The organism is Lewinella sp., from assembly GCF_050633125.1.
Classification (GTDB): domain Bacteria; phylum Bacteroidota; class Bacteroidia; order Chitinophagales; family Saprospiraceae; genus Lewinella.
The window spans coordinates 29,000-54,737 of the sequence record NZ_JBOEFX010000056.1; the positions used below are offsets into that span (position 1 = coordinate 29,000).

A 25,738-nucleotide genomic window follows, 5' to 3' on the forward strand; every position below is an offset into this window, starting at 1 on the left:
AGAACGTTGAACTTTGTTTATCAGCTACTAACTTAGAAAAATATCTATTAGCTCAATTCTACGACCTTTTTATCGAAAGGATTAAGCGCTACGCCTTTTACTTTGGCTTCGGCTTCTACCCGGTACTGAGATTCTGCATTACGCATCCAGCGGGCTGCTTTAGCAAATTGACGATTCAAGATATTCCGGTCTCCCCAATTGTCAACCTCTGAACGCAATGGCTCGAAGGATAATTTAAAAGACCTTTCTACAACGGTGTCTGGTTCCACATCAAAGACTTCATTCAACTCTGCCCGCCCTAATTCATATTCGTCTACTAGGCGCTCTTCTCCCCTGCCCCGACTGTATCGCTCAATCAGGACTACTCGAATTCCCGTAACGGTTTGTGGATTCATCGACTGGAGATGCAGGGTACCATGGAGACTCTCATTGGCCAGTGCCTGTCCTTCTGGAATATCTACTACCAATTTTACGCCTTCAATACCAAGCCACTGTTTTACTTTTCCGATCATTGTTTTTTGGGTTTGCTGGTTGGAAACCGTAGAGCTAATTTAGCTTCGAATCAAAATTAGGGATACTTCACTTATTGTTGCTACTAATTTCTATCAACGACAGGGAAATCAAGACTGACTTTACACAAAACGAGAATGCCAACTGTCTTTAAGGGGCTTCTGAAAACCTGAGGAAAGCTCTTCTACTGTTTTGACCAAGGGGTCAAATACCAAGGTTTCGTCATTAATGGTTCCATCTTGGTACAATTGGGCAAAATCATCTTTGCTGACCGTATGTACAGCGCCATTATCCACGTAGGAAAATCGCAGTCGATCAAATAAATCGCGCTGGTAATGAGCGCCCAGTTTCTTAAGGAAATTCACAGAACTATCAATACTGCAACCGCTGGCACCAGCCTGGGTTTCATCAACGGCAAGTACCAAAAACCGATCATGCAAAATAGCAGCGCCTGCTTTGAGTTGGTTATTATGGCTCACCCACTGCTCGGCAAATTGCTGAAGGTTATGTTCTACCTCCGCAACTTCCTGGTTCGCAAAAGGTTCGTTGGCCTGGTATATCCACACACGGGCCTGGGAGTTTAAGGCATCAATGCTTTTCATAATCATAAATATTGCACAAAAAAATAAGTGTGCAACTCTTAAACGTTTCTTAACGCACTAAGTTTTGCACCACCAATTCACTCAAGTCGAGTACCATTACTTCGTCCTGCTTTTCCTTGGCTTTGACACCATCACTCATCATGGTCAAACAAAATGGGCAATTAACCGCAATGACAGAAGCTCCGGTAGCCATTGCTTCTTCCGAACGTTCGATATTTATTCTCTTGTCGCCAGCTTCGTCTTCTTTCCACATTTGGGCACCACCCGCACCACAGCATAAGCCATTCTGCTTACTGCGTTTCATTTCTACCAATTGACTATCAAGGGATTCAAGGGTAGCGCGAGGTGCTTCATAAACGCCATTGATCCGTCCGAGGTAGCAACTGTCATGGTAAGTGATACGCTTCCCTTTAAAGGTTCCTCCTTCCGTCAACTTAATACGGCCATCGTCGATCAGCTCTTGTAACAACTGGGTATGATGAACCAAATCATAATTTCCGCCCAAAGCGGGGTACTCATTCTTCAATGTATTGAAACAATGGGGGCAAGCCGTTACGATCTTTTGCACCTTGTACATATTGAGGGTCTCAATATTTTGCAGGGCCGTCATCTGAAAAAGGAATTCATTACCGGCACGGCGAGCAGGATCACCCGTACACTGTTCTTCATTGCCGAGGATAGCAAATTCGATACCAGCAGCATTCAAAATTTCCGTAAAAGCACGGGTCACTTTTTGGGCACGGTCATCAAAACTACCTGCACAACCTACCCAGAACAAAATTTCCGGTTCTTTCCCTTCGGCGGCATACTGCGCCATGGTTTTTACATTCATCATATTTCCCTCTTTAGCAGGACGCTTAATCAAACTATTGATTTATCCTTTACCTCGACTTAAACGAGGTAGGTTTACGTCTTGCGTTTTTCTTTTTTTGATATTATTCCGCCTTCGTCCACTCTTCCCGATCGATGGTCATACTCCAGGCAGCACCACTATTTTCAATGGCATTAAACATAGGTAACCAATCTCCGGGGCCCGCAGATTCCGTCAAAATTTCATAACGCCGCATTTTAAGGATAGGCTCCAGCGGGTTGATCAATACCGGGCAAGCCTCTACACAAGCATTACAAGTCGTGCAGGCATGTATCTCTTCTCTGGTAATGTAATCAAACAGTGATTTCCCATCATCGAAGTTATCCTTACTTACTGGCTGTTCCGGGTTAGCGGCATACTCTTCCTTGCCAGACTCAATCTTGGTATAAACTTCTTCTGCCCGATCACGAATATCCATCATGACTTTACGGGGAGAAAGTTTTTTGCCCGTCTGATTAGCTGGGCACTCGGAAGTACACCGGCCACATTCCGTACAGGTGTAGGCTCCCAAAATATCAATCCAGCTCAGTCCTGTCACGTCATTGGCACCAAACTCGGGCAATTCTTCTTCCATACTCGCTTCACCGGTATCTTCCGTGAGGCCCATCATACTCTTCACTTCGTTCATTATCTCGGGCATGTTGTCCATCTCGCCACGGGATTTCAGTCTTGAGAAGAAAGTATTTGGAAACGCCAACATAATATGCAGGTGTTTCGATTTTGGGAGATAATTAAGAAAGAGAAGTACCATCACCAAGTGAAGCCACCAACCCATTCGTTCCAGCACAATCAGAGTGCCTTCCCCGAGGCCGCCAAATAAAGCAGGCCCCAGCCAGGAACTCACAGCAAGGGTTCCCGTATCAGGATAATGATCAGGATCAATACCTTGCAATACTGCATCTGTTCCGTTCATGGTAAAAATCGCTACCAGAAGAACAACCTCAAAGATCAGGATGAGATTTCCATCCAATTTAGGCCAACCATTAAGGCTATACAGCCGAGGAACCTTCAAAAGGTTACGCCGAGCTAAAAAGATGAATGTAGCAACAAATGCAAGTACCGACAATACTTCGATCGTATTGAGAATAAGATTGTAAAGCCCTCCTATCTTATCAGCGAAAAAACGATGTACCCCAAAAGCGCCATCAATAAAAATTTCAATGAGTTCAATCTGTGTGAAGATAAAAGCAACATAAATAAACAAGTGGAAAACAGCTGGTATCCACCGTTTAAACATTTTCTTTTGTCCAAAGGCAATCAATAAGACATTGCGCCAGCGTTCAGCAGAATCTCCTGAGATTTCTTCGTCCTGTCCAAGCAGGATCGTTTGCCGAATGGCCATAAACTGGCGAAAAGCGTAGAAGGAAGCTCCTCCCGCTATAATTAAGAATAAAATTTGCTGTATCATCTGCCTATTTTAGTACGCTTGATTTGCAAAGTAAACAAAAGAATTTGCAATGTAAAAAGAACAAGTAGCGAAAATTCGCTGATTTAAACAAAGTCTAAACAAGCAGGCTTCTAGTATAGAAATTATCCCTAACTTTACAAGATGAATAGCATTGATGCAAATACCATAGAAATCCTCAACCATCGCCAGATTTTGCAAAAGGTTCGGCGCTTGGCCATTGAGATCATGGAGCGCAATACCAAAGAGCATGAGCTCATTGTGGCGGGAATTAATAACCGCGGGATGCACTTTGCCACACTGTTGGTAGATCATCTTCGCGAGTTATCAGATGCACCTATCCGCTTGACGAATATTCAAGTTAACCCCGCCAATCCTGTTTCCGAAAAAGTCACCATAGGCTTGGACCTTTCAGATCTTGATGGCAAACCGATTCTGGTAGTCGATGATGTTGCTAATACAGGTCGGACCCTCTTCTATGCCTGCAAGCCTTTATTGGATATTCTCCCCAAACAGCTGGAGACTGCCGTATTGGTTGATCGCACTCATAAATCCTTCCCTATCCAGGTAGATTACCATGGTATGTCTTTAGCAACAACATTGAAAGAAAGTATTGAAGTATACTTTGACGATGACAACAATTACCGAGCTATTCTAAAATAAGCTTTACAAAGTTGCTCCCACTGTTTTTGCGGCCTCTAAAGCTTTTATAACATTAGGGATTTGTGCTTTGGTCGTGTCATATCCTAGCTGATAGATAGATTGGTATTTATTGAATTGAAAAATGCTAAACTTTGTGATCTCCTCTGGCTCCAAAAGGAAATCACATAAGGCAATCTGTGGTTGTGTATTGGTAAGTACTGACAAGTCGAAACACCTATAAGCAATACCTACCACACCATTCAATGCCTTCTTATCTGTATTTATGCGAGGGACTAAATTTATTCCAATCACAAAGTCTGCTTCTTCTTTAAGCGGGCTTACCGGCAAATTACAGAGCAATCCTCCATCAACAAATAAATGTCCTTCCATCTCCACCGGCTGAAATACCAATGGGATACTGCACGAAGCCATTACCACATCAAATAGTGGCCCTTCTTTTCGCAACTCCAACTCTCCAGTATTAAGATTGGTTATTGCCACACAAAGCGGATATTTCAGAGCGCTAAAATCATCGATTTCTATGATATCTGCCAGGCGTTCCTGTAGATAGGTCAACTTTGTCAAGCCACCATTGGGTAAGCCTATTTTTACCAATCGAAGAAAGTTGCTTTTTTTAATAAAATGCAGCATTTCCTCTGGTGAATAACCCGCTGCATAAAGTGCTCCAACCACGGAACCAGCACTAGCGCCACTCACTAAATCGGGTTCGATACCCGCTTCTAGTAAAGCTTGCAATGCGCCAATATGTGCAAAGCCTCTTGCACCGCCTCCTGAGAGACTCAACCCTACTTTCAACTTATCTTTATACATGCCACAAAATTACGACATACAAAGCACATGGGCTATCCCGAAACTCGAGATAGCCCATGTTTGACAAAACATTAACAGCAATAAAATTGCGTGCTTATTGCTTTATGATGCGACGAGTGACTTTCTCACCAGTAGCTTGTAGTTCAAGGAAATACATTCCAGCTGGCAAAGAAGAAATATCGACACTGGCTTGCGTACCAGAAGCCTTCCAGGTACGAAGCGTTTGTCCAAGTTCATTTTTCAAACTCAGCGCTTCGAATTCTACTTCTCCCCTGATCGTAAGCTGATCAGCTACCGGATTAGGAAACAACTCCACCCCTTGGGCCCATGTTGGCTCACTAGTCGCGATGATAACTTCAATATCATCAAGGTAACGGGGCAACAACTGGTAACCTCCATCATAAGGCTCACTGTTATCAAATTGTCCTCCCAGGCCTGTTACTCTTAAGGAAAGTCCTTGAAGACTATTGATATCTTCTTCCGTAATACCTGTATCAAAGTCTATACGAACTAGAAAGGTATTTACACCATCCGTAACATTGATATTCAATCCACCGGCAGGAGTAATATCCACGATGCTCACTCCTTCAACTCTTACCAACTGTGATTCGGTATCCTCACCCAATGCTGTCACTGTCGTTGGTGACAATAAAGCATTATCCATGCTATTCATGATGATCGTATCCAAGTTCAATTGAGTGAGACCATTAAACTGGCCCACCACCCCTTGTACGGTCACTTCATCTCCTTCAGTAATGGTATAGCCATAGTCGTTATCAAAATTAAAAAGCCCAATACCATCTCCAGCAGCATCAATAATAGTGAACTGAGCACCACCGGGGCGCAGATTAACACCATATACAACCCCTGTCAGTTCAGCACGTACGCCTAAAGAATCCGCATTACCCATGTCGTCTACCCCTGTAACTTCACCTATAGTGTAGACTGTATACTCTTGTGGAGCAACAGGTGTACAATCGTTAGCAGCACCAGGACTACCAAGGATTTCAGTACCACTAATAAAAATACCTGTAGACTGTACACCAGCAATCCAGCTAGCCGCTAAACTATTATCCGAAGACGGGTCACACAAAACCAGTGCAGCCCCAGTACCATCAGCAGCTTCTGGCCAATCACCAGTGTCATCATATTCTACCATATCAACTACGTTGCCTGAGGCATCCCGCAACTCCAGTACTTCACCTCCGTTACCAAGAGCACCACTTGTCCATTGGTAAGCCGTTAGGCCATAAGCGGCTTCGAAACTAATACTATCTACTGCTAGTAAAAGAAAATCCCCTGGTAGTAGGTCTACATCAGGAAGCGTAGCTTCAATACCTAGAGAGAAATAGTAACCTCCTACATTGACGGTAGCATCATCGTTATTGTACAATTCGAGGTATTCGTACTGAGAGTCGGTCCCAGGAGGGTTATACATGATTTCGTTGATAACAATGTCTGAAATATTCGTATCGTTATCCGTAATCAGCACCGTTGATGTACTGGAAACTCCTTCAATTGTTAATCCTGCTGAAGGATTTGACAAATTGAGAATTAATGACTCCAATGCCTCTGGGTCCATATCATCAATGATGGTAATGGAAACGTCCATGGTATCAACTTCAGCTCCGCTTGAGAACGTCAAGCTAGCAGGCATAAAGGTAATATCTGTTCCGATGGTTGCGGTAAAGACACCATCAGCAGCAATGTCAATGGAATAAGATCCAGCTTGAACATCACGAATTTCTACACCAAGTGTTATAGTTCCGGCGTCTTCTCCTACTTCTACTTCATCCGTAAGGAAACGTACAATAGGCCCAGTGGGGCAAGCAGAAGCTGCTCCCGGATTACCAAACATCTCTACACCGGCAGAAAATACGCCTGTTCCAGTATTAGCAGCAGCCCAGTTGGCTCCATCGTTATTATCGCTATTAAAATCACAAAGCACCAAACTGGCACCACCTTCATCGGCCGCAGTTGCCCAAGGGAAGCTGTCATCGTAGTCGACAGAGTCAACTATCGCGCCAGTAGCGTCAAAGAGTTTCAATAATTCGCCACCATTACTGAGGCTTCCGCCAGTCCACTGTAAAGCAGTTAAACCGAATCCAGCCTCGAAAGCGATACTGTCACCGGCAAGAAGGATATACTCCCCAGCTCCAAGGTTAGTAGCGCTGGTAAAAGTATAAGTAACTCCTGTAAGGCTGTACCCTGAAAGATCAACAGCATCAGCACTATTGTTATAAATCTCCAGGTACTCATAAGTATCCTGTCCAGATTCAGGTGGATTATACATAATTTCAGAGATGACCAAGTCAGGGGTCTGTGCATTAAGCGCCATTACACTTAAGCAACAAGCAAGCAAGAAAAAGGTAAATGTTCGCATTAAAAATGGTTTTGGGTAAACAAAGATGAAAAACTTAACTTTGAAGCCTTGAAACTACGAAAAAATAAGAGGACTAAAAAAGCAAAAAACAAACTAATTGGCACCTCCATATTTTCCTAATGCTCCTTGTTTGTTTCCCATTAATTCTTTGGCAGCTATTAAAGTGTTACCAAACATAATTCTTACAACTTATTGGAAACAAAGCACTTGGAAAAAGTTAACACAAAGTTAACATTAAAGGAAGATTGACTACTTTTACTCAACGTAATTTTGCAGCGTACATACTTCATTAAATTTTACACTTACTATGAAGAAGTTTTTTACGATTTGCGCGATGCTATTCATTGCATCATTTGCATTCGGACAAGGTTCCACGACCTCATCCATGCAGGGTAAGGTCACTGACGGTTCGGAAGAACTGATTGGAGCCAACGTATTTGCCGTACACGGACCATCCGGTACCACCTACGGCGGATCTACTGACTTGAATGGTAACTTCCGTATCCCCGGTATGCGGGTAGGAGGCCCTTACAAGATCACGATTTCTTACACTGGTTTTGAAGACGCTAGTTATGATGGTATTTACCTGTCATTAGGACAGCCTTACCGTCTAGATGTAGCTATCCAGGAAACAGCTATTGAGTTGGGTACCATTATGGTGACTGCTCAGGGTGGCCCTGCTGGTGGTAACATTGGCTCTTCTACCATTATTAAGTCTGACGACATCAGCCGTATGCCGACCTTGAGCCGGGATTTGGGTGATTTTACACGCTTAACGCCACAATCTAAAGCCTCTTTTGGTGGAGGTACTTCGATTGCGGGTGTGAACAACCGCTACAACGCTATCTACATTGATGGTGCTGTTAACAACGATGTATTCGGTCTGGCAGCGAATGGTACTAACGGTGGACAAACCGGTATCGCTCCTATCAGTATTGATGCGATCGAGCAGATTCAGGTAGTAGTATCTCCTTACGACGTAACCCTTGGTGGTTTCTCTGGTGGTGGTATTAGTGCTGTTACCAAATCAGGTACTAACAACCTGGAAGGTTCTGCTTACTACTTCACCCAGAACGAAAGTCTGGCTGGTAAAACCAACGGAACACTGATCGAACGTACAAGTGGCGAAGCTGAAAAATTAGACGATTTCGCTCAGAATCTTTACGGTCTATCTCTTGGTGGCCCTATCGTTAAGGACAAAGTATTTTTCTTCTTCAACGGAGAAATCCAGCGTGATGAAACGCCTGTTCCATTCTTGTTCGACACCTACCGTGGTGATGCTTCTGAAGCTGACCTCAACAACCTATCTGACCGCTTAATCAGCGATTACGGTTACAACCCAGGTGGTTTTGGTAGCAAGATTGACAAGCTGGAAGGCTTGCGTTTGTTCGGTAAATTGGATTTCAACCTGAACGAAACCAACAAACTGACGGTACGCCATCAGTACACTAAAGCTGAGCAATTTAGCGTAAATGGCTCTAGTGCAAACACCATTAACTACGAAAACAATGGTGTTTACTTCCCAAGTACAACGAACTCTTTCGCAGCGGAATTGAACTCTATGTTTGGTACCAAATCGTCTAACAACTTAGTACTGGGTATTACTACTGTACGTGATGACCGTGACCCTATCGGTAACGACTTCCCTTACTTGATTCTTTTTGATGGTGACGGGCAAATCCGTTTGGGTTCAGAGCAGTTCTCTACTGCCAACTTGTTGGAGCAGGATATCGTTACGATAACCAACAACTTCAAGTTGTACAAGAATGAGCACACCATCACTATCGGTACGCACAACGAATTCAGCAGCTTTAACAACGTATTTATTCGCCAGAACTTCGGTGTTTACGAATTCCCATCTATCGATGCCTTCTTAAATGGCGATAATGCTGACGAATTCTACCGTTCTTACTCTTTGGTAGATGATGTTACTGGTGACGAATCTGCAGCTGCTGCTACGTTCAATACTCTACAGGTGGGTATTTACGTACAGGACGAGTGGACACCAAGCGACAAATTGACTGTTACTGCGGGTGTTCGTTTGGATGTACCTTTCATTTTGGATGATCCTAACATTCACAGCAGTTTCAATACAACCACCCTTCCTGCTATTTCTGCTGCTTATGACGTAGAAGGTACTCGTGGTGGTGAAACCCCTGAAGGTCAGTTGATGGTTTCTCCTCGTATTGGTTTACAGTACGCTGCATCTGAGAAGACCAACATTCGTGGTGGTCTTGGTATCTTCACTAGCCGTATTCCTTTTGTATGGCCAGGTGGTGCTTTCAATAACAACGGTTTGACTGTTGGTGGTGCTTTCATTCTGGATCAGCCTTTCGAAGCAGACCCTCAAAAGCAACCAACTAACCCTGACTTTACTGTTCCTTCTGGTCAGATTGACTTGTTTACTAAGGACTTCAAATACCCACAGGTATTCCGTGCTAGTTTAGCGATTGATCAAGAGCTTCCTGGTGGTATCACTGCTACCTTGGAAGGTATCTACACCAAGACGTTGAACGATATCATTTACCAGAACGTAAACTCTGACCCTACCGTTGATTTCAACTGGACGGGTACTCCTGATAATCGTCCTGTATACACACGTACGAGCCTCGATCCTACGTATGATGCTATCTACCTTGGTTCTAACACCAACGAAGGTAACACCTACAACATATCAGCTACTTTGGCTAAGGACTTTGACTTCGGTCTGAGCACTTATGTTGCTTACACTTACGGTGATGCAACTTCATTGATGGAAGGTACTTCTTCACAGAACTCTTCTCAGTGGCGTGGTATTTTCAACGTAGATGGTCGTAACGCACCAATGGTTGGTCGTTCTGACTTCTCTATTGGTTCACGTATTATCGCAGCTATAGGTTATGACAATTCTTGGGGTACCAATGGCTTGTTTAACACAGGTATTTCTATCTTCTACAACGGACAGTCTGGTGATCCTTACTCTTACGTTTACGCTCAAAGTTCTGCTCGTAACATCAACAACGAGACGGGTAGTACTAGCCGTAACCGTTCTTTGATCTGGATTCCTGCAGATGCTTCTCAAATCAATTTAATTGACAACGGTGGCACGACTGCTGCTCAACAGTGGGAGGCATTGAATACCTTCATCGAGCAAGATGATTACCTAAGTGAAAACCGTGGTAGTTACGCTGAGAAGAATGGTGCTCGTACGCCTTTCTTCAGCCAGTTCGACCTGCGTATTGCACAGTCTTTCGGTGTTAAGACAGGTACTAAAACCAACAAGCTGGAGATTTCTTTGGATATCTTCAACTTCGCGAACTTGTTGAACTCTGATTGGGGTGTTATTTACAGCAATCCATTCGATTACCAATTGATCGATTTCAGAGGCTACGCAGCTGATGGTACTACTCCTCAGTTCACCTTTGACGACGAGCGTTTAGGTGATGACCGCTTCAATATCTTTGACCGTGGTTCTCGCTGGCGTGGACGTGTTGGTATCCGTTACACCTTTAACTAGTACTTCGTACAGAGTATAAGGTAAAAGGATTTTCACAATACATCCTTTGATACAAGAGACGGCCTGCTGATAATTTCAGTGGGCCGTCTTTATTTTCATCTTAGAAAAAGCCCAATCGCCAAGGTTTATACTGATAAGGAATCAGCGTAAAATGCTCTTTCTCTTGTTGTTCTTCCCGAAAGAAAAGCACCCCAAATTCAAAGAGGTCTACACTCAGCGTAACAGAAGGATGTTTTTTTAACAACTCCCAAGCGGCCTCCATCCCCTCAGACCAATGGATATCTCCAATAGCTACGATGCTTCCTGAATGAAGGAAAGGCAAAATTTCTTCAAAATAAGCCAGCGTAGCTTCCTTGCGGTGATCACCATCCAGCCAAACTGCATCCACCTGTTTCATTCGAGGCAACAGGTTAGGTAAAACCTCCATAAAGCTGCCTGTAATAATTTCTGGCTGGTATTGTGCCCCCAAGCGTCGGAAAGACTCCTTGGCCAACCGTGCCACTGAAGCTTGGCCCTCTATAGAATAAAACTTGGCGGCCACCGCTCCTCGCTGTAGGTACATCGCCGAAACGCCCAGGTTGGTTCCCAGTTCAAGAATCATTTTTGGTTTTGAAAACTGCATCATTCTAAATAAGCGGCGCCCCGTTTGTTGATCAACGCTGCTCCAACGTGCCATCTCTTTAACCGCCCTTTCTGCCCCTTGTCCAGCACGGCTACCAGCCCCTAAATCAGAAGAGTAGTCTACTATCTGAGGAGTGCGCAACCAATAATTGCGAATTATTTCGATTTCATCAAAAGCATAGTACTCCCGATCATCCTCCATAACCGCTTTCAGCCATGCAGCTAAAAAGGGTGAATGAACATCATAGCGCGTTTGCGCCCGCCAATAATATCGGCCGGCAGCACATATCCAATGCCAATGAGTAGAAAAAGGGACAGACATCTAATTCGGGGTGTAAAAGTTATAAGGAACAGCACGAAAATAAAAAGCGATTCGCTTTGCGGCTACTTCGTGGTTTGTTTTTCATAATAGTTGAATAAACGATTCACCTTAAGTGTTTTAACTATTTGAAAAACTTGAGAAACCTCGAAGAAGCAGCGAAGCTAAATCGCACTTTATTTTCTGCGCAATATAATAGCTGTAAAGGTGTAAAAGTTGCTGTTGGAAATGAAATTTTGTGGACTCCTAAAATTACCCTAAATTCCGCAAAAATATACCTATTGCATGGCGTCATTGCTTCATTTGCGTAATCGCTACGACGGAAAACAACAATGGATTTGGGCCTTAGCCGGTTTTATCATTGTTATACTAATTTGGTGGGGAATGGCCGAAACACTCGCGATAGAGCGGCCTTTGGTAGAGTACAGCACCGAAATACCTACCATAGAAGAACAAAACGCCGACGACTTTGCCATTAATATTGATAGCCTTTTTACCGTTGACTCTATTAACTTGGCCAACGCAACAGAATTTGAAAAGGTTTACCCCCTCCTACCACCACCTCATCATGTTGTAGCAGCCTTTCCGGTGCTCAAGGAAAAAGATGAGCTGCTTCTAAACACCTGGATTTCGATCTGGCGTAATCTTCGCGGTTACTTTTGGGCCATTTTCATCGCATTGGCTATAGGATTCCCGCTGGGTTTGGTACCCGCTGTTCGGGCTTTATTTAGCAAACAAGTGGACGCCTTACGTTATTTGCCCATCACTGCAATAACCGGCCTCTTCATTCTTTGGTTTGGAGTGGGCGACAATATGAAGGTAGCCTTCCTTGCTTTTGGTATTTTGGTTTACCTGCTTCCTGTGGTTATTCAGCGAATAAATGAAGTGGAAGAAGTTTATTTGAAAACCGTTTTCACCCTTAGCGCTACCAACTGGCAAATGATTCGTTCGGTTTATCTTCCTTCCGTTCTCAGTAAGTTAATGGATGATATCCGCGTTTTAACGGCCATCAGTTGGACCTATATCATCATTGCTGAATTACTAAACCGGGACGGTGGTGTCGGAGCTATGATTTGGGTAAATGGTAAATATGGTAAAGTAGACAAGGTTTTTGCTTGGTTAATCATCATTATCCTTGTTGGTTTCCTCCAGGATCGTTTGTTTATCTATCTGGATAAGCGGCTATTTCCTCATAAATATTACAAAACCGTTTTTGGTGGACTAAAGGAAGTAAAGATTGGCTTTCTCGTCATTCTGGGCAGTGTTATGCTGTTCCTGTTGCTCAGTGCGTTCGTTCCATCGCTTGCTGGCATTTTATCTAACCTGATGTACATCACCGTGATTACAGGACTCATTATGATTCTTTACGGAGAGTTCCGTTTTCAACGTTCATACACGAAATAAGCTATGTCCTTATTTACTGATAGTAACCAAAAGAATATTATTGAACTGCGGCAAGTTTCGCATTCTTACGATGGCGGCGAAAATTTCGTCCTGCAAAACCTTGATTTCTTAGTTGAAGACAAGCCTGCGCAGGGGCAATTCGTTGTCATCTTGGGGCCTAGCGGCTGTGGTAAATCCACCGTACTCCGTTACATTGCCGGATTGCAGCAGCCAACCTCTGGTCAAGTTCTCTTGCACGACAAGCCTATTGATGCGGACAACCGCGTAGGGATGGTCTTTCAACAGTATTCAAGCTTACCCTGGCTAACGGTTCTCGACAATGTATCGCTGGCACTAGCCTACCAAGGAGTCAGTGAAAAGGAACGACGACAACGAGCTATGGAGATGATTTCCAAAGTAGGTCTCGCCGGCCACGAAAACAAATTCGCTCAATACCCTACCCTATCTGGTGGCCAGTTACAACGTGTTGCAATAGCTCGAAGCCTAATGGCCAATCAGGAAATCCTATTGATGGACGAACCCTTTGGAGCACTTGATATCAATACACGACTGCAAATGCAAGATTTGCTGGCAGACCTGTGGAGAGAGATTCATCCAACGGTTATTTTCGTCACCCATGATATATCTGAAGCCGTTTATCTTGCGGATGATATTTATATTATGAAAAAAGCCCCTTCTCGATTTATAGATCACATACAGGTGGACTTGCCGCTTCATAGGGACCGAGAAATGAAACGCGACCCAAAATTCACAGACCTTGTTCGTGAAGTAGAAGACCGCATGATTGCTATTGACCAACAAGTTTAAAGTCATTCATTCGTCATTAATGCCCATTCACTTCCTTTTGCGATCCACTTGTGACTTATTGCCAACATAAAAGTCAGAATTATACGTTCATTTTCTACTTTTGAGGGAATTTTACCAAAAAGCAGAAGATATAGAGAACCCCAATGGGTTTTATTCCGTAAACAGCAATATTTTACTCACGTTCCGGCGGATAGATTCCTCTTTGTTTTTTTACCGTTCGGTACGTTGAATTATGCACAAACATCAACTTTTACATGAAATTTAATCTCATTTTAGGGATGCTCCTCGTTTTCGGATGCACCCTTCTTAATGCCCAAGACGAAAAGCCAACACCAAAAGATTGGCCACACATGGATATGGCTGAAGATGGCTATCCAGGCATGAGTACAACCAAAACTTATCGGGAAATACTCAATGGCAAAGCCAGTCAAACGGTAATTGTCGCAATTATCGACTCAGGTGTAGATGCCGAGCATGAAGATTTAGCTGATATCATGTGGGTAAACGAGGACGAAATCCCGGGGAATGGTATTGATGATGACAACAATGGTTATATCGACGACATCCACGGTTGGAACTTTATCGGAGGTAAAGATGGCAAAAGCGTCAATGCTGAGAACCTCGAAATAGTAAGACTTTATCGTAAGCTTCACGAGCGTTTTGACGGTGCTGATGTTTCCAAGTTGTCAAAAAAAGCCCGTCGTGACTATGAACTTTACAAAGAGTACGAAACCATCATCAATGAAAAGCGCGAAGGAATGCAGCCTAATGTAATGCTGTATAGCCGCACCTTTGATATGATGAACGAACTGATTGAAGCTATTGGTAAAGAACCTGCTGACATCAAGCTCGAAGACGTACAAAAACACACCGACGCAGAAGGTAACGTAGGCAAAGCAGCTCAGTTTATGAGTGGCATCCTAGAGAAAGGCGACAATTTCGAAGACGTATATGGCCAGGTGGAAGGCGCTGCTAATTATTTCAACGATTCCTACAACTACAACTGGAACCCAGAATTTGATGCCCGTGATATCGTAGGTGATGACCCTTCTGATTTAGACGACCGCAACTATGGCAACAATGACGTTGAAGGCCCTGATGCCCTCCACGGTACTCACGTTGCAGGTATTGTTGGCGCTATTCGCGGTAACGACATCGGTATGGACGGAGTAGCCAGCAATGTACGCATCATGTCTGTACGTGCTGTCCCTAACGGTGACGAAAGAGACAAAGACGTTGCAAACGCTATCCGTTATGCAGTAGACAATGGTGCTACCGTTATCAACATGAGCTTTGGTAAAGGATATTCTCCTTACAAAGATGCCGTTGACGCTGCTGTTCGTTACGCTGTTTCCAAGGATGTTATTCTGGTACACGCTGCCGGTAACGACGGAAAAGAAAACGACTTTGAGAACAACTTCCCACACGACAAATTTGAGCGTCGTGGACTGTTCCGCCCTAAATATGCAGAAACTTGGATTGAGGTAGGCGCTATGGCAGCTAGCAATGACGAAAACCTTACTGCTGGCTTCTCTAACTGGAGTGCTGATAAGGTAGACGTTTTTGCACCAGGTGTAGAAATTTACGCTACTGTTCCTGATGACAATTACCAAGACCTACAGGGTACCAGTATGGCAGCTCCAATGGTTGCTGGTTTGGCAGCTACCCTGCGTTCTTACTTCCCTGACCTAACGGCTCAGCAAGTGAAGCAAATCATCATGGATTCTTCTATCCAGCCTTCTTTCTTGGTTAACGTTCCTGGAGAAGATGACAAACAAGTAATGCTCAACAAGCTATCTGTAACCGGTGGTGTAGCCAATACACTACGCGCAGTACAAATGGCAATGAATACCCAAGGGAAGAAGAAAAAGCCAGCTGCTACCCGCGACACGGCTTTGATTCCAAGAGCTTAATATAAAAGAGCTTGTTGGTGCTATGGTTTTCACTATTGATCTCACATAAAGCATCAACTCCTTATACCTTGATTTTGTTAAAGGGTATAGAAGCTGATTCAAAAACAGCCTCTATACCCTTTTTTTGAAGAGCCGCTACTGGCTTAAACTCTTTCTACAAATTGAAAACATTACTTTCCGAACTACACTTCCTTCCTTCGATAGCTAGCTTCTGTTATTTCAAAGCTGCTGATGAAATTCTCTTGGAGGCTTGTGAAAATTACCAGAAAGGATCTTACCGCAATCGCTGCTATATCGTCGGCGCCAATGGCTTACAGCGCTTGAGTATACCGCTAGAAAAGGGTAAAAACAATCAACTTCTCATTCGGGAGGTAGCACTCAACTTCCACCAAGACTGGCCTCGCCAGCACTGGCAAAGTATACGTTCAGCCTACGGGAATGCTCCTTTTTTTCCTTACTATGCTGATGAATTAATGCCCATTTTTATTGATCCTCCTGCATTGCTTTGGGATTTCAATTTAGCTTTTCTCAAAACAATTTTCCGTTTATTACAATGGGACAAGCCTATTCATACGACCAAAGAATTTCGTACCCAACATGAAGAGAACATTTACGATATCCGCCAGAAAGTAACCCCCAAGTTCTACCCTCCCAACGGCACTTATCAGGAAAACTTCACCGCTTACCCCCAGGTATTCAGAGAACGTCATGGTTTTATGGCCAATCTCAGTATCTTGGATTTACTTTTTTGCCAAGGACCTCAAGCCAATCTGTATCTTAGCGAAAATTACTCGTCTTAAGATTAACGTATTACGTACAAAAACCTTTCTACTGTGACTAAATTGCTCAATCAGCAACTGCAAACCCACCGGGCTCAATTAGAAGAAATCACCAAGGATTTGCATGAGTTAACGATCAGGATTGGCCACGAAGAGATGAGTCATACAGTCAGTGATTTACGTAATCGACTCCACGAGCCCTTCATGTTTGTTATTGTAGGAGAGGTAAAAGCCGGCAAAAGCAGCTTCGTAAATGCCCTACTCGCTACCGGCGAAGAAATCACCAAGGTAGCACCACAACCAATGACCGATACCATCCAGCAAATTCTCTATGGAGAAGAAAAAGCAGAAGTGATGGTCAATGATTACCTCAAGAAAATCATGCTGCCCGTTGATATCCTGCAAGATATAGCAATTGTAGATACGCCAGGCACCAATACCATTGTTGAGCACCACCAGGAAATTACCGAACGTTTTATTCCTGCTTCAGACTTGATCGTTTTTGTTTTTGAGGCCAAAAACCCCTACCGGCAATCTGCATGGGAATTTTTCGATTTCATACAAGGAGAATGGCGCAAGAAGGTCATCTTTGTTTTACAACAAAAAGACTTGATGCCCGCTGATGATTTAGCCGTAAATATACAGGGAGTCAGGGACAATGCGCTGAAGAAAGGAATGACAACACCTAATGTTTTTGCCGTTTCCGCCAAGCAAGAACAAGAAGGGCAAACAGAGGAATCCGGTTTTGTTGAATTGCGAACTTACATCCAAAATCATATTACGGGTGGCCAGGCTCCAGCCTTAAAGCTTATCAACAGTGTTGAAACAGCAAGCAATATTAATGGCCGAATTGCGACGGGGCTTGATTTGCGTCAACAACAGTACAAGGCAGATCAAGAATTCCGCGAAGATATTCGTGAAACCCTCAGTGACCAGGAAACAAAAAGTTACAAACAGGTTGATTTACTCAATGATGCTCTAGTGGGAGCATACGATAGAATCACCACCAAAAAAGCCTACGAACTAGAAGGTGGTCTTAGCTTATTCGGACTTCTGCGCCGGTCGGTAAGCAGTATTTTCTCCAAAACGCCTTCTGCCCAGCAATGGCTTGAAGGGCTTGCTAAAGAAATGGAAGGCGAACTCAATGGCGCCCTACAGCAGCGACTTAACGAAGGTATGATTGACCTGGCTGACAGTATCCAGCAAATGGCAAAAATTATTGATCTAAAGATCAGATCCAGTAAAACCATCCTAAGTAACGATCACGAAATTTTCAGCGACATCGCAGAACGGCGTGAAAATGTGCTCCGCGATTTGCAAGACCAGTTCTCTCGGTTTATCAATAAAACCGAAAATTTTACAGACGAATCCTTATTCCCAGAAAAAAGTAACCTCTCCCCCAATCTGGCTGCCGGATCCGGGATTGCTGCTATTGGTGTTATTTTGATGACCGTCAGTCAAATTGGGATGCTTGATATAACTGGAGGTCTACTTACTGCCATTGGGCTATTGTTTGCTGGCTTCAGCACACGCTCTAAGCGTAAAAAGATTATTGATGGCTTCCGTTTGGAAATAGACCAAGGCCGTGAGCGCCTCACCGAGGAAGTTAATAGCACACTCAAACGCTACATTGTTCACCTTAAGAAGCGTATTGATGATAACTTCCTCCGCTTCGACGATCACTTGAAACGCGAAGGCCTACAACTGGAAGAAATCTCGTTGCAACAGTCCTCTATCAACGAGCGATTGTCCGCTATAGCTAAATCGCTAGCTTGATTCAACAACCTTTAGTTGTGTTTCCTGTTGAAAATACAATGCCGAAAACAAGAAAAAAAGCTGATTTTCCACAAAAGCTTTGTCTGCACTGCCAACGTCCCTTTTCTTGGCGTAAAAAATGGGAAAAAGTGTGGGATGAAGTGAAATACTGTAGCAATCGTTGCGGCAAGGAGAATCGTCAAGCCAGAAAAGATGAACGAAAACACACCGCTTCGTGACCAGTATCATGCTGATGGCGATGAATACGGATCTTTCGCTTTCCACCCCTACAATGTTTTGTTGATGCTGATCATCTTCAGCCTATCTATCCTGTTTGTATCCCTGACTATCTCGTTTGTATATTCCAGGGTACAGAGTTCTGTTCCACCTATCAAGCTCCCCTCGATTTTTCTTTTCAATACCTTCATTTTACTAGCGAGTAGTGGAACCATGCTTTCTGCCAAAAAAGCATACCTATCGGATAATACTGATCGCTATAAAGTAGCTCTCGGGGTTACCATGATACTTTCTTTTCTGTTTCTTGCCTTACAAACTGTTGGATGGATGGAACTCTTCCGGCAAGAAGTTTTTATTGACAGCAACAACTCTGCTGGCTATCTTTACTTGATTTCCGGTTTACACTTTGCACATGTTATTGGCGGTATTCCTTTTCTAGGCTATTTCATATGGCAAGCTTTTACAAAAATGCAGGATCCTGTAAGTGTCCTTGTCTATTTCAGTGATCCTGAAAAAAGGCTAAAACTTCGTTTGCTCACCATTTACTGGCACTTCCTCGATATCCTCTGGATTTATCTTGTTTTATTCTTCTTCATCAATTACCTTATTTACTAAAGCTAGACTTGTGTTTCCGCGCAAATACTCAAAACGAAAAGAGGGGTACCTCCAATGGGGAAACAAACTTATTGTCTTTCCAGCAGTAATCGCTTTACTCTTTTCCTGTCTCTCTTGTCAGCCGTCCCCCGATGCTAAAGAAGAAGAAACTGGGAACACGAATACCGAAAAGCAGTTGGTGTTACAACAAGACCTTACCGCTTATGACCAACCTGATGGTCAGCCCGTAATCGCGTTAAAAAGAGGCGATAAACTCCTCCTCACTGGAGAAATTTCACAACGCCTTTATCCCCAGACAACGCGTAAAGACACCTTGCTGGAGCCTTTCCTAAAAGTGATCTTACCCAACCAGGAACTTGCTTGGGTATATGCCAATCCCACAAATTTTAACTTGGGGAATAAGGATGTTTTAGCATGGCAATGGCACAATAGGTTAAGTAGTATTTTTAATACCACAGCACTTTTACAGTACGAACAAATTTGGGAGCAGTGGAACAATACCAACCAAGCTGGTGTGCTACTACTCACCTTTCAGGCTATGCGTGTTCTTCGCGATCAACTCGAGACCTCATTACAAAATTACCCCTTATTACCTGCCCATCAGTACGAAGGCTTGTTTCCGGCATCATTGTCCTATCAAACAGGCGCAGGCCCAGGATGGTGGATAGATTTCAACCAATGGATAGATCGCTGTTCACAAGTAGCAGAAACGGAAGCTGAAATAGCCATGTTTCAGTTTTACCAAAAAGAAGTTTATCCTCCAGACGGAATTGAGTATCATTTTCACAGCTGGGAATTTCCAGTTACGCGGCACCAGAAACACAGTCTACTAGGCCGTAATATCCATTACAAATTGCTACTTGAGTTGGATCAACTTACCCAAGAACACGCTTTTTTACAAGCCGAGTGCTTGGTAATAAAAAACGAACTGGTGTCTGATATATGCACTTCAGGAAATACTTACTGGGAAGAATGGCCAACAATCCAAAACGAGCTGGATACTATCCTACTTAAGTCGACCTGGAACATTCTTAATCAAGAGGACCTTGCAGCGATCAAGCATAGACGACAAACCCTGGGCCGACCTAACATACAGGATCTTTATCTCAGCAAACGAAACAAGTAAGGCTTACTTGTTCTTACAAAACATTACCTTTGCATACTAATAAATAGTTGTCGATCAATATATGATTTACTTAGCGATACTTGCTGGCACCTTGGTGATTGGAGGCTTGGCACTAACCAGCCTCGTTGCAAAAAACATGGCTCCTGGGAACAAGCGGTTAGCCATGGAAACCGAGCGTCTAAAAGAAGATATGGATACTTGGGTAACCAAGTTGGTTCCTATCGATAAAGAAGAACTTGAGCTGTTTAGCCTAGGGCAGGACAAGCAAGTTTTACGGAAAGGTGTAACGACTACTGCTAAAGGGATTTTCACGACTATCTATCACGAGCCAGTCCTCGCTTATAGCTATCGCCAATACCTTGGCAAAGCGGAAAAGCCCAATGCGTTACTCTATGCTCGTACTGCCGAACACGAATATATTTTCTGGATCAAGAAAGGCACAGCCACCCTTTTCATTGATAGCCAGGAAGTAGGTACACTTTCTCGTGACGGCATTTTAAAAGGCAAACGCACAGGAAAAGTAATTGCCCAATTGAAGCCAGGTAAAGAAGCCATGCAACCCGTAGAAATCGGCGGAAAGGAAGTAGGCAACCTCACAACCAGTATCGTTAAAGCAGAAAAAGGACTCCACGAGCGGGCTTTTAGCTTCATCCGCCCCGACATTAGCGATAAGGAAGAGCAGTTGTTCCTTGCCCTCGCTTTGGAAGAACTGGTAAAAAGAGCTGTAGTTTCCTAAATTTGGCCAATAAGCCGTAACTTTGCAACTGCTTTACAACGAGAAATGAACATTTGTTGTTAGCCCCTGTTGTAAGATTAATTATTCACGAAATTTCAGGCTATGAGCCTCAGGAAGAAAGTCAACCTTATCATTTATCGCTTTCGCGAAAGCGGGCTGGAGGTGTTTTTTGTCAATAACGAAAAAGCAAACACCCTGAACTTCCCTCAAGGAGAGCTCGCCGAACAGTCTCCTGAAGATTATATTACGCTCGACCCTGTAAGGGAAGAAGCAAGCGGAGAACAGGAAGAAGCCTTTGCAGTAGAGGGTGATTGGCATGAAATCCCTAGTTTAAAAACCATGTTGTACCAAGATGCCAAACAACTGAAAGATAAACTAAAGGACATAGAGCTAGGTGCCTTTGTTAGTATTAAAGATGCGCTTAAAGATGCGCTTCCTCATCAGTATGCCTTCCTAAAGGAACTAAAAGATATTTTACGCGATCGTAATTCGCTGCGTGACTTGTAATCCGTTCTTATTTCCTATTAAAAAAGCCTCTATTCTCACCAGTTGGAAATAGAGGCTTTTTTAATACTATAAAATCTATGCTCCACGCATCTCGGCCAAAGTCTTAATCATTGCCAACTGTTCTTCTGGGCTCAATACTGTGTTATCAATAACAACTGCATCTTCAGCCTGCCGCAGAGGGCTATCTTCTCGTGTACTGTCAATATGGTCCCGCTCTGTAAGGTTTTTCGACACTTCAGCTAAGCTAACCGATTGGCCTTTCTCCAATAATTCCTTCAATCGCCGGCGAGCCCGTTCTTCAGGATCTGCTGTAAGGAAAATTTTCAAATCTGCTTTCGGAAAAACAATAGTGCCTATATCCCGTCCATCCAGGATGCATGATTTTTTCTCGCCAAGGGCTTGTTGCTGCTTAACCAAAAAACGCCGAACTGCTGAAATAGTAGCTACCGGGCTTACCGATTCAGACACCTCCATGGTACGGATATATTTTTCAACATCCTCTCCGTTCAGGTAAGTGTGTAAACTTCCATCTTCTTCTCTGCGGAAGTCAATTTGGATGCTAGTCAATGCCTCCTTTACTGATTTCTCATCATTCCAGTCGAGTTGCTCTCTGAGGAAAAAATAAGTCACAGCGCGATACATTGCGCCTGTATCAATGTAAGTATACCCCAAAGCCAGGGCGAGTTGCTTCGCGAGAGTGCTTTTGCCACACGCCGAAAAGCCATCAACAGCTATAATTATTCCTTCTTTATTCATTAGCGGCGAAGATAAGCCCTAGTTTCGGCCTCTCCAAGCCAAGGTTAATCCAAATGATCCAGAAATTCCTGCCAAAGTTTTTCTAAAGGTAATGGCTCAAATTGGGAAGAAATCCCGCGGTAAGAAAAAGGATGTTTCACCAGATTCTCCAGGTACTTTTCAGTATTGCGTAATTCTTCTAACTGATAACTCGCTTTACGGATTTGCAATAGCAATCGAATAAACTGGATAGGCCGATAATATTCATCCTTATGGAGGTTGCGATTAGCCATGTTCTGCAGTTGATTAATCAGTTCATCACTCCGATTGTACTGCTTTTTCACCACCAGGAAGAAGACCTGCATGATCAACATAAAGACCGTCAATATTTTTTGATCGGAACCATAATTATGGTCTTTCTCTACAAATTTTTCAGGCTGGAAAGTTGCTTGCCGTTTAGGTGCTATGATGCGCTTAGATAAGCCACTTCGTTGAAGCAAAAAGTAAATAACCGCTTCAAATAATTTCCAACGCTCACGGGTATTGGCGTCTTGTTTAACAAACTTCTTATTTGCAACTGTTTGATTATAAATGGCCAAGGCCTGAATATGATGATTGGTATGTAACGCCAGTAACAAGTAATACTCCATGAAAGTAAACCATGGTCTACTTCCCTCGGGAAATTGCTTTAGACACTTCTCTGCATTTATCTGCCCTTTGGTATAATTCCCAAGGTGTAAATAAGCAGACATTTCTTTGGTGTAAAATTCGATCAGGCGTTCTTCCTGATAAAATTTGGGGTGGTCCTTGATATAATTTCCTGCTCGCTCACACACCTCTAATAAAGCAGTGTATTCTCTTTTCATTTCAAAACGCATAGACCACACCAAAAACATATTATAAAAAATCAATGGCGAATCATTGATTTCAGACAAACTTAGTAGTGTTGTACTATAGGTATCAATACGTTCTTCAAGGTCATTGTCTTTGTGTACTGGCTGATAATAATCCATTACAACACGCTGATACAGCTCTTCTGAGCGCATCTCTGCCGAAAGAATGACACTATAGCTTTTCAACAGGTTATCATAAAGTTCAAAATCTTTATTGTTGCCATTTAGTGCAGCATCTTCTCTAAGAATTCGGCTACAATTGACAATTATTTCTGAAATTCTAAACTTCTGGGCGGTCGTTAGGATGCTCCTGGCCAACCCCATTGCTGAACTATGTGCGTCATTATCCAATAGAATTTTGACCAGTGTCCATTCTTTATGACAAGTAAAATGGGCACGATCATAATTAGAAGCAGAAGGCTTATTAACATCCAGGAAAAAGAGTGTATTCAAAAGCCGTTTGCGAAACCGTGATTTTAGCTGGCGATAACGGGCGTCTTTAGGTGTGCAACCATAAAGCTTACTAGAAGCATCACGGTCGTTCTTGTATTCTCCAGAAGTCAGGTCTTCATAGAATTCATTGAATTTACTGCCTTTGTTACGAAGCGCGTATTCGTCAAAAATCTCAATTTTTTTGACTTTCTTTTTAGTTACCACTCCGGCGATCTCCAAGAGGTTTTTCATCGTCTCTCTGTTTGGGTAGGTTCACATACAAAGTAAAACGGCAATCAAAAGAAGTGATCTATATTTTTCAAGCAACACCCTCTTCACACACAGACTGCCTTGTCACAAAATAGCTAAAATAAAGAACTAAATGTAACAGGGTTTACTCCAAAAATAAAAAAAGGTTTCACTCCTGAGAGTAAAACCTTTTTTTGCTTTAAAAACGGGGTTCGTAAACTTACACCGTGTGTTCTTTAATACTCATCTTCGTTGAAAAGAAAGTCATCCTTACGGGGATAATCAGGCCATACATCTTCGATGGTCTCATACATTTCTCCCTCATCCTCCATTGCTTGAAGGTTTTCAATCACCTCAAGTGGAGACCCGGAACGAACAGCATAATCAATGAGTTCATCGCGCGTTGCAGGCCAAGGTGCATCCTCTAAATGAGAGGCTAATTCCAATGTCCAATACATACTTAGACAGTTTGTTCTGTTTGCAAATTTTCCGCAAGAGTAAAAAAGCCCTTGCTTTATTTTGGTCAAAAATAATTCCTATACTCAATTAACCACAGCGTACGCCATAGGCTAAAATTCAGGCAAATGTAATAAACTGAACGGGTAAGTAGTAACAGAAGTTCAACAATCGTTAAAATACTATTCCTTGCGCCCAGTAAATGATCCGAGAATTTCAAAGGTTTGGTCTTCGTACCCAGGGGGTATCCTCCCTATTTCCGAGGAATTTTGTGGGCCTGTTGGATCACAAAACACATAAACCTGACCATTGTAAGTAACAGCATCCCCTATCAATCCGGGCGCCGCTACAGCAATACTCAAGTGATCTTCATAAGCTATGACGATCATTGGCAGTTCAAGTAACGTTTTCACCAATGCATAAAATAATGCAGACCGATCTTCGCAGTCAGAAAATGGATAAAAAAACAACTCATCAGCGACCATTGGCTTATTCGTTCCAAAAACAATTTTGTCGTCCTTATAAACAAAGGCAGAGCGTGTAAATGCTACCAAATACTCTAGGCTCTCCCGCTGGGTCTTTCCTTTGAGGAGTTGTCTCAACTGCGGAATCAGTGTGGCTTTCAACGCTTCGGATAGCGGGGCTTCCATATACCAGTGCTCATCAACTAGCGGGTAATTTTTCAGGAGTGCAGCCAATCCTGGGTTATATCGGAAGTTGATTTCCTGGCTATGTCCACGATATTGAAAAACAGCACTTCTTGCCTCACTGCTGTTTAAAACGGTGGGCCACTTTTTCATTAAAAAAGAAAATACTCGGCCACGAGATTGAGGTGCCTGGTCCAACAGATACATTGATCGCCCCATATTTGTGGCACGAACACCGCTCGAAATATTTGCATACTGACGGCTTCCATCCTGAATCAAAGGGATTTCATACAATACATCCGTCGTATATACATTTACCTGTAGCAGCTTATCACGGTAAGTTAACCGAACATCGTACCCACTTTTGGCCAAAAGGAAATAGGTCGCATACTCAACGATTGGGTCACCTGCCTGCTTTTTATAAATCGCTTGAAGCCCCTGCCGAATCAGCTGTGAAAACAGCCAATCATTCAATTGAAGAAGAGAAGCTTTTTCCTGTAAATCAGTAAGTAGCGACTGATAGGGGCGCCGTTCAAACTCCTGATACAGCGACCTCAGCGCCATCTCTTCGATTCTAAGTTGGTAAGGGTAAACGAAATTATCAGGCACATAAAGGTCCAACTTTTGATCATAGAAATCAAAAGTAACCAGCTCTGTCGCTGAAAGCGGGGCACTCATGCCTACTAGTAGTAAACCCAGGAAAAAATTCCGCAACGGAAAGGTGTAAAACATAGAAAGCGTACCTTTTTTATTAAGGTACGCTTTCC

23 protein-coding genes are annotated in these 25,738 nt (G+C 43.2%); 12 read left to right on the top strand and 11 right to left on the bottom strand.

Annotated features, from left to right (window positions below):
• Positions 1-47: 47 nt before the first annotated feature.
• The 4 genes from ACRBG0_RS13350 to ACRBG0_RS13365 all read right to left on the bottom strand — a co-directional run bounded on the left by ACRBG0_RS13350 (position 48) and on the right by ACRBG0_RS13365 (position 3,391).
• Entirely contained in the window at positions 48-512 is a 465-nt protein-coding gene (locus ACRBG0_RS13350; RefSeq protein WP_431487371.1) for a sporulation protein, read from the bottom strand.
• 120 nt (positions 513-632) lie between these two features.
• Complete coding sequence (locus ACRBG0_RS13355; protein WP_431487372.1) at positions 633-1,112, bottom strand: hypothetical protein; 480 nt, start codon at positions 1,110-1,112, stop codon at positions 633-635.
• Between the two features lie 49 nt (positions 1,113-1,161).
• Positions 1,162-1,944: a (Fe-S)-binding protein gene (locus tag ACRBG0_RS13360; protein WP_431487423.1), complete on the bottom strand. Its 783-nt coding sequence runs from the start codon at positions 1,942-1,944 to the stop codon at positions 1,162-1,164.
• A 103-nt stretch (positions 1,945-2,047) separates the two neighbouring features.
• Entirely contained in the window at positions 2,048-3,391 is a 1,344-nt protein-coding gene (locus ACRBG0_RS13365) for a 4Fe-4S dicluster domain-containing protein (RefSeq protein ID WP_431487373.1), read from the bottom strand.
• Between the two features lie 141 nt (positions 3,392-3,532).
• On the opposite strand from ACRBG0_RS13365, the gene ACRBG0_RS13370 reads away from it, so the two are divergent.
• Positions 3,533-4,051 (top strand): phosphoribosyltransferase family protein, encoded by a 519-nt coding sequence (locus ACRBG0_RS13370; RefSeq protein WP_431487374.1) that lies wholly within the window; start codon positions 3,533-3,535, stop codon positions 4,049-4,051.
• Between the two features lie 3 nt (positions 4,052-4,054).
• Here ACRBG0_RS13370 and ACRBG0_RS13375 read toward each other — a convergent pair whose 3' ends face one another.
• Together ACRBG0_RS13375 and ACRBG0_RS13380 are read right to left on the bottom strand one after the other, a co-directional pair.
• Positions 4,055-4,861, bottom strand: coding sequence for a patatin-like phospholipase family protein (locus ACRBG0_RS13375; protein WP_431487375.1), 807 nt, complete (start codon positions 4,859-4,861; stop codon positions 4,055-4,057).
• Positions 4,862-4,955: 94 nt separating this feature from the next.
• Positions 4,956-7,244 carry a lamin tail domain-containing protein gene (locus tag ACRBG0_RS13380; RefSeq protein WP_431487376.1) on the bottom strand — a complete coding sequence of 763 codons (2,289 nt, stop codon included), beginning with the start codon at positions 7,242-7,244 and terminating at the stop codon, positions 4,956-4,958.
• A gap of 307 nt (positions 7,245-7,551) precedes the next feature.
• Between ACRBG0_RS13380 and ACRBG0_RS13385 the strand changes: the two genes are divergently transcribed.
• Positions 7,552-10,740, top strand: a complete 3,189-nt coding sequence (locus tag ACRBG0_RS13385) for a TonB-dependent receptor (protein ID WP_431487377.1) — start codon at positions 7,552-7,554, stop codon at positions 10,738-10,740.
• 100 nt (positions 10,741-10,840) lie between these two features.
• Here the strand turns inward: ACRBG0_RS13385 and ACRBG0_RS13390 are convergent, their stop codons facing one another.
• Complete coding sequence (locus ACRBG0_RS13390; RefSeq protein WP_431487378.1) at positions 10,841-11,683, bottom strand: O-methyltransferase; 843 nt, start codon at positions 11,681-11,683, stop codon at positions 10,841-10,843.
• 282 nt (positions 11,684-11,965) lie between these two features.
• Here ACRBG0_RS13390 and ACRBG0_RS13395 point away from each other — a divergent pair, with 282 nt between their 5' ends.
• From ACRBG0_RS13395 to ACRBG0_RS13440, 10 genes are all read left to right on the top strand, one after another.
• The gene (locus tag ACRBG0_RS13395) at positions 11,966-13,084 is read left to right on the top strand and encodes an ABC transporter permease (protein ID WP_431487379.1); all 1,119 of its coding nucleotides are present in this window, start codon (positions 11,966-11,968) and stop codon (positions 13,082-13,084) included.
• 3 nt (positions 13,085-13,087) lie between these two features.
• On the top strand, positions 13,088-13,891 hold the full coding sequence (locus tag ACRBG0_RS13400) for an ABC transporter ATP-binding protein (protein WP_020539433.1): 804 nt from the start codon (positions 13,088-13,090) through the stop codon (positions 13,889-13,891).
• A gap of 254 nt (positions 13,892-14,145) precedes the next feature.
• On the top strand, positions 14,146-15,804 hold the full coding sequence (locus ACRBG0_RS13405) for a S8 family peptidase (protein WP_431487380.1): 1,659 nt from the start codon (positions 14,146-14,148) through the stop codon (positions 15,802-15,804).
• A gap of 161 nt (positions 15,805-15,965) precedes the next feature.
• Positions 15,966-16,604, top strand: a complete 639-nt coding sequence (locus ACRBG0_RS13410; RefSeq protein WP_431487381.1) for a WbqC family protein — start codon at positions 15,966-15,968, stop codon at positions 16,602-16,604.
• A 33-nt stretch (positions 16,605-16,637) separates the two neighbouring features.
• Positions 16,638-18,359 carry a dynamin family protein gene (locus ACRBG0_RS13415; RefSeq protein ID WP_431487382.1) on the top strand — a complete coding sequence of 574 codons (1,722 nt, stop codon included), beginning with the start codon at positions 16,638-16,640 and terminating at the stop codon, positions 18,357-18,359.
• 38 nt (positions 18,360-18,397) lie between these two features.
• The gene (locus tag ACRBG0_RS13420; protein WP_431487424.1) at positions 18,398-18,577 is read left to right on the top strand and encodes a DUF2256 domain-containing protein; all 180 of its coding nucleotides are present in this window, start codon (positions 18,398-18,400) and stop codon (positions 18,575-18,577) included.
• Positions 18,552-19,190 carry a cytochrome c oxidase subunit 3 gene (locus ACRBG0_RS13425; protein ID WP_431487383.1) on the top strand — a complete coding sequence of 213 codons (639 nt, stop codon included), beginning with the start codon at positions 18,552-18,554 and terminating at the stop codon, positions 19,188-19,190. Before ACRBG0_RS13420 ends, ACRBG0_RS13425 begins: the two co-directional genes overlap by 26 nt.
• Before the next feature lie 10 nt (positions 19,191-19,200).
• Complete coding sequence (locus ACRBG0_RS13430) at positions 19,201-20,316, top strand: hypothetical protein (RefSeq protein ID WP_431487384.1); 1,116 nt, start codon at positions 19,201-19,203, stop codon at positions 20,314-20,316.
• A 61-nt stretch (positions 20,317-20,377) separates the two neighbouring features.
• Complete coding sequence (locus ACRBG0_RS13435) at positions 20,378-21,052, top strand: hypothetical protein (RefSeq protein WP_431487385.1); 675 nt, start codon at positions 20,378-20,380, stop codon at positions 21,050-21,052.
• 102 nt (positions 21,053-21,154) lie between these two features.
• Positions 21,155-21,559, top strand: a complete 405-nt coding sequence (locus ACRBG0_RS13440; protein WP_431487386.1) for a hypothetical protein — start codon at positions 21,155-21,157, stop codon at positions 21,557-21,559.
• Positions 21,560-21,634: 75 nt separating this feature from the next.
• On the opposite strand, the gene cmk is transcribed toward ACRBG0_RS13440, so the two are convergent.
• The 4 genes from cmk to ACRBG0_RS13460 form a co-directional block, all read right to left on the bottom strand.
• Positions 21,635-22,315, bottom strand: a complete 681-nt coding sequence (gene cmk, locus ACRBG0_RS13445; RefSeq protein ID WP_431487387.1) for a (d)CMP kinase — start codon at positions 22,313-22,315, stop codon at positions 21,635-21,637.
• Positions 22,316-22,359: 44 nt separating this feature from the next.
• The gene (locus tag ACRBG0_RS13450) at positions 22,360-23,871 is read right to left on the bottom strand and encodes a hypothetical protein (protein WP_431487388.1); all 1,512 of its coding nucleotides are present in this window, start codon (positions 23,869-23,871) and stop codon (positions 22,360-22,362) included.
• Between the two features lie 233 nt (positions 23,872-24,104).
• Positions 24,105-24,326 carry a DUF2795 domain-containing protein gene (locus tag ACRBG0_RS13455; RefSeq protein WP_020539443.1) on the bottom strand — a complete coding sequence of 74 codons (222 nt, stop codon included), beginning with the start codon at positions 24,324-24,326 and terminating at the stop codon, positions 24,105-24,107.
• Between the two features lie 180 nt (positions 24,327-24,506).
• Entirely contained in the window at positions 24,507-25,703 is a 1,197-nt protein-coding gene (locus ACRBG0_RS13460) for a hypothetical protein (RefSeq protein ID WP_431487389.1), read from the bottom strand.
• Between the last annotated feature and the right edge of the window lie 35 nt (positions 25,704-25,738).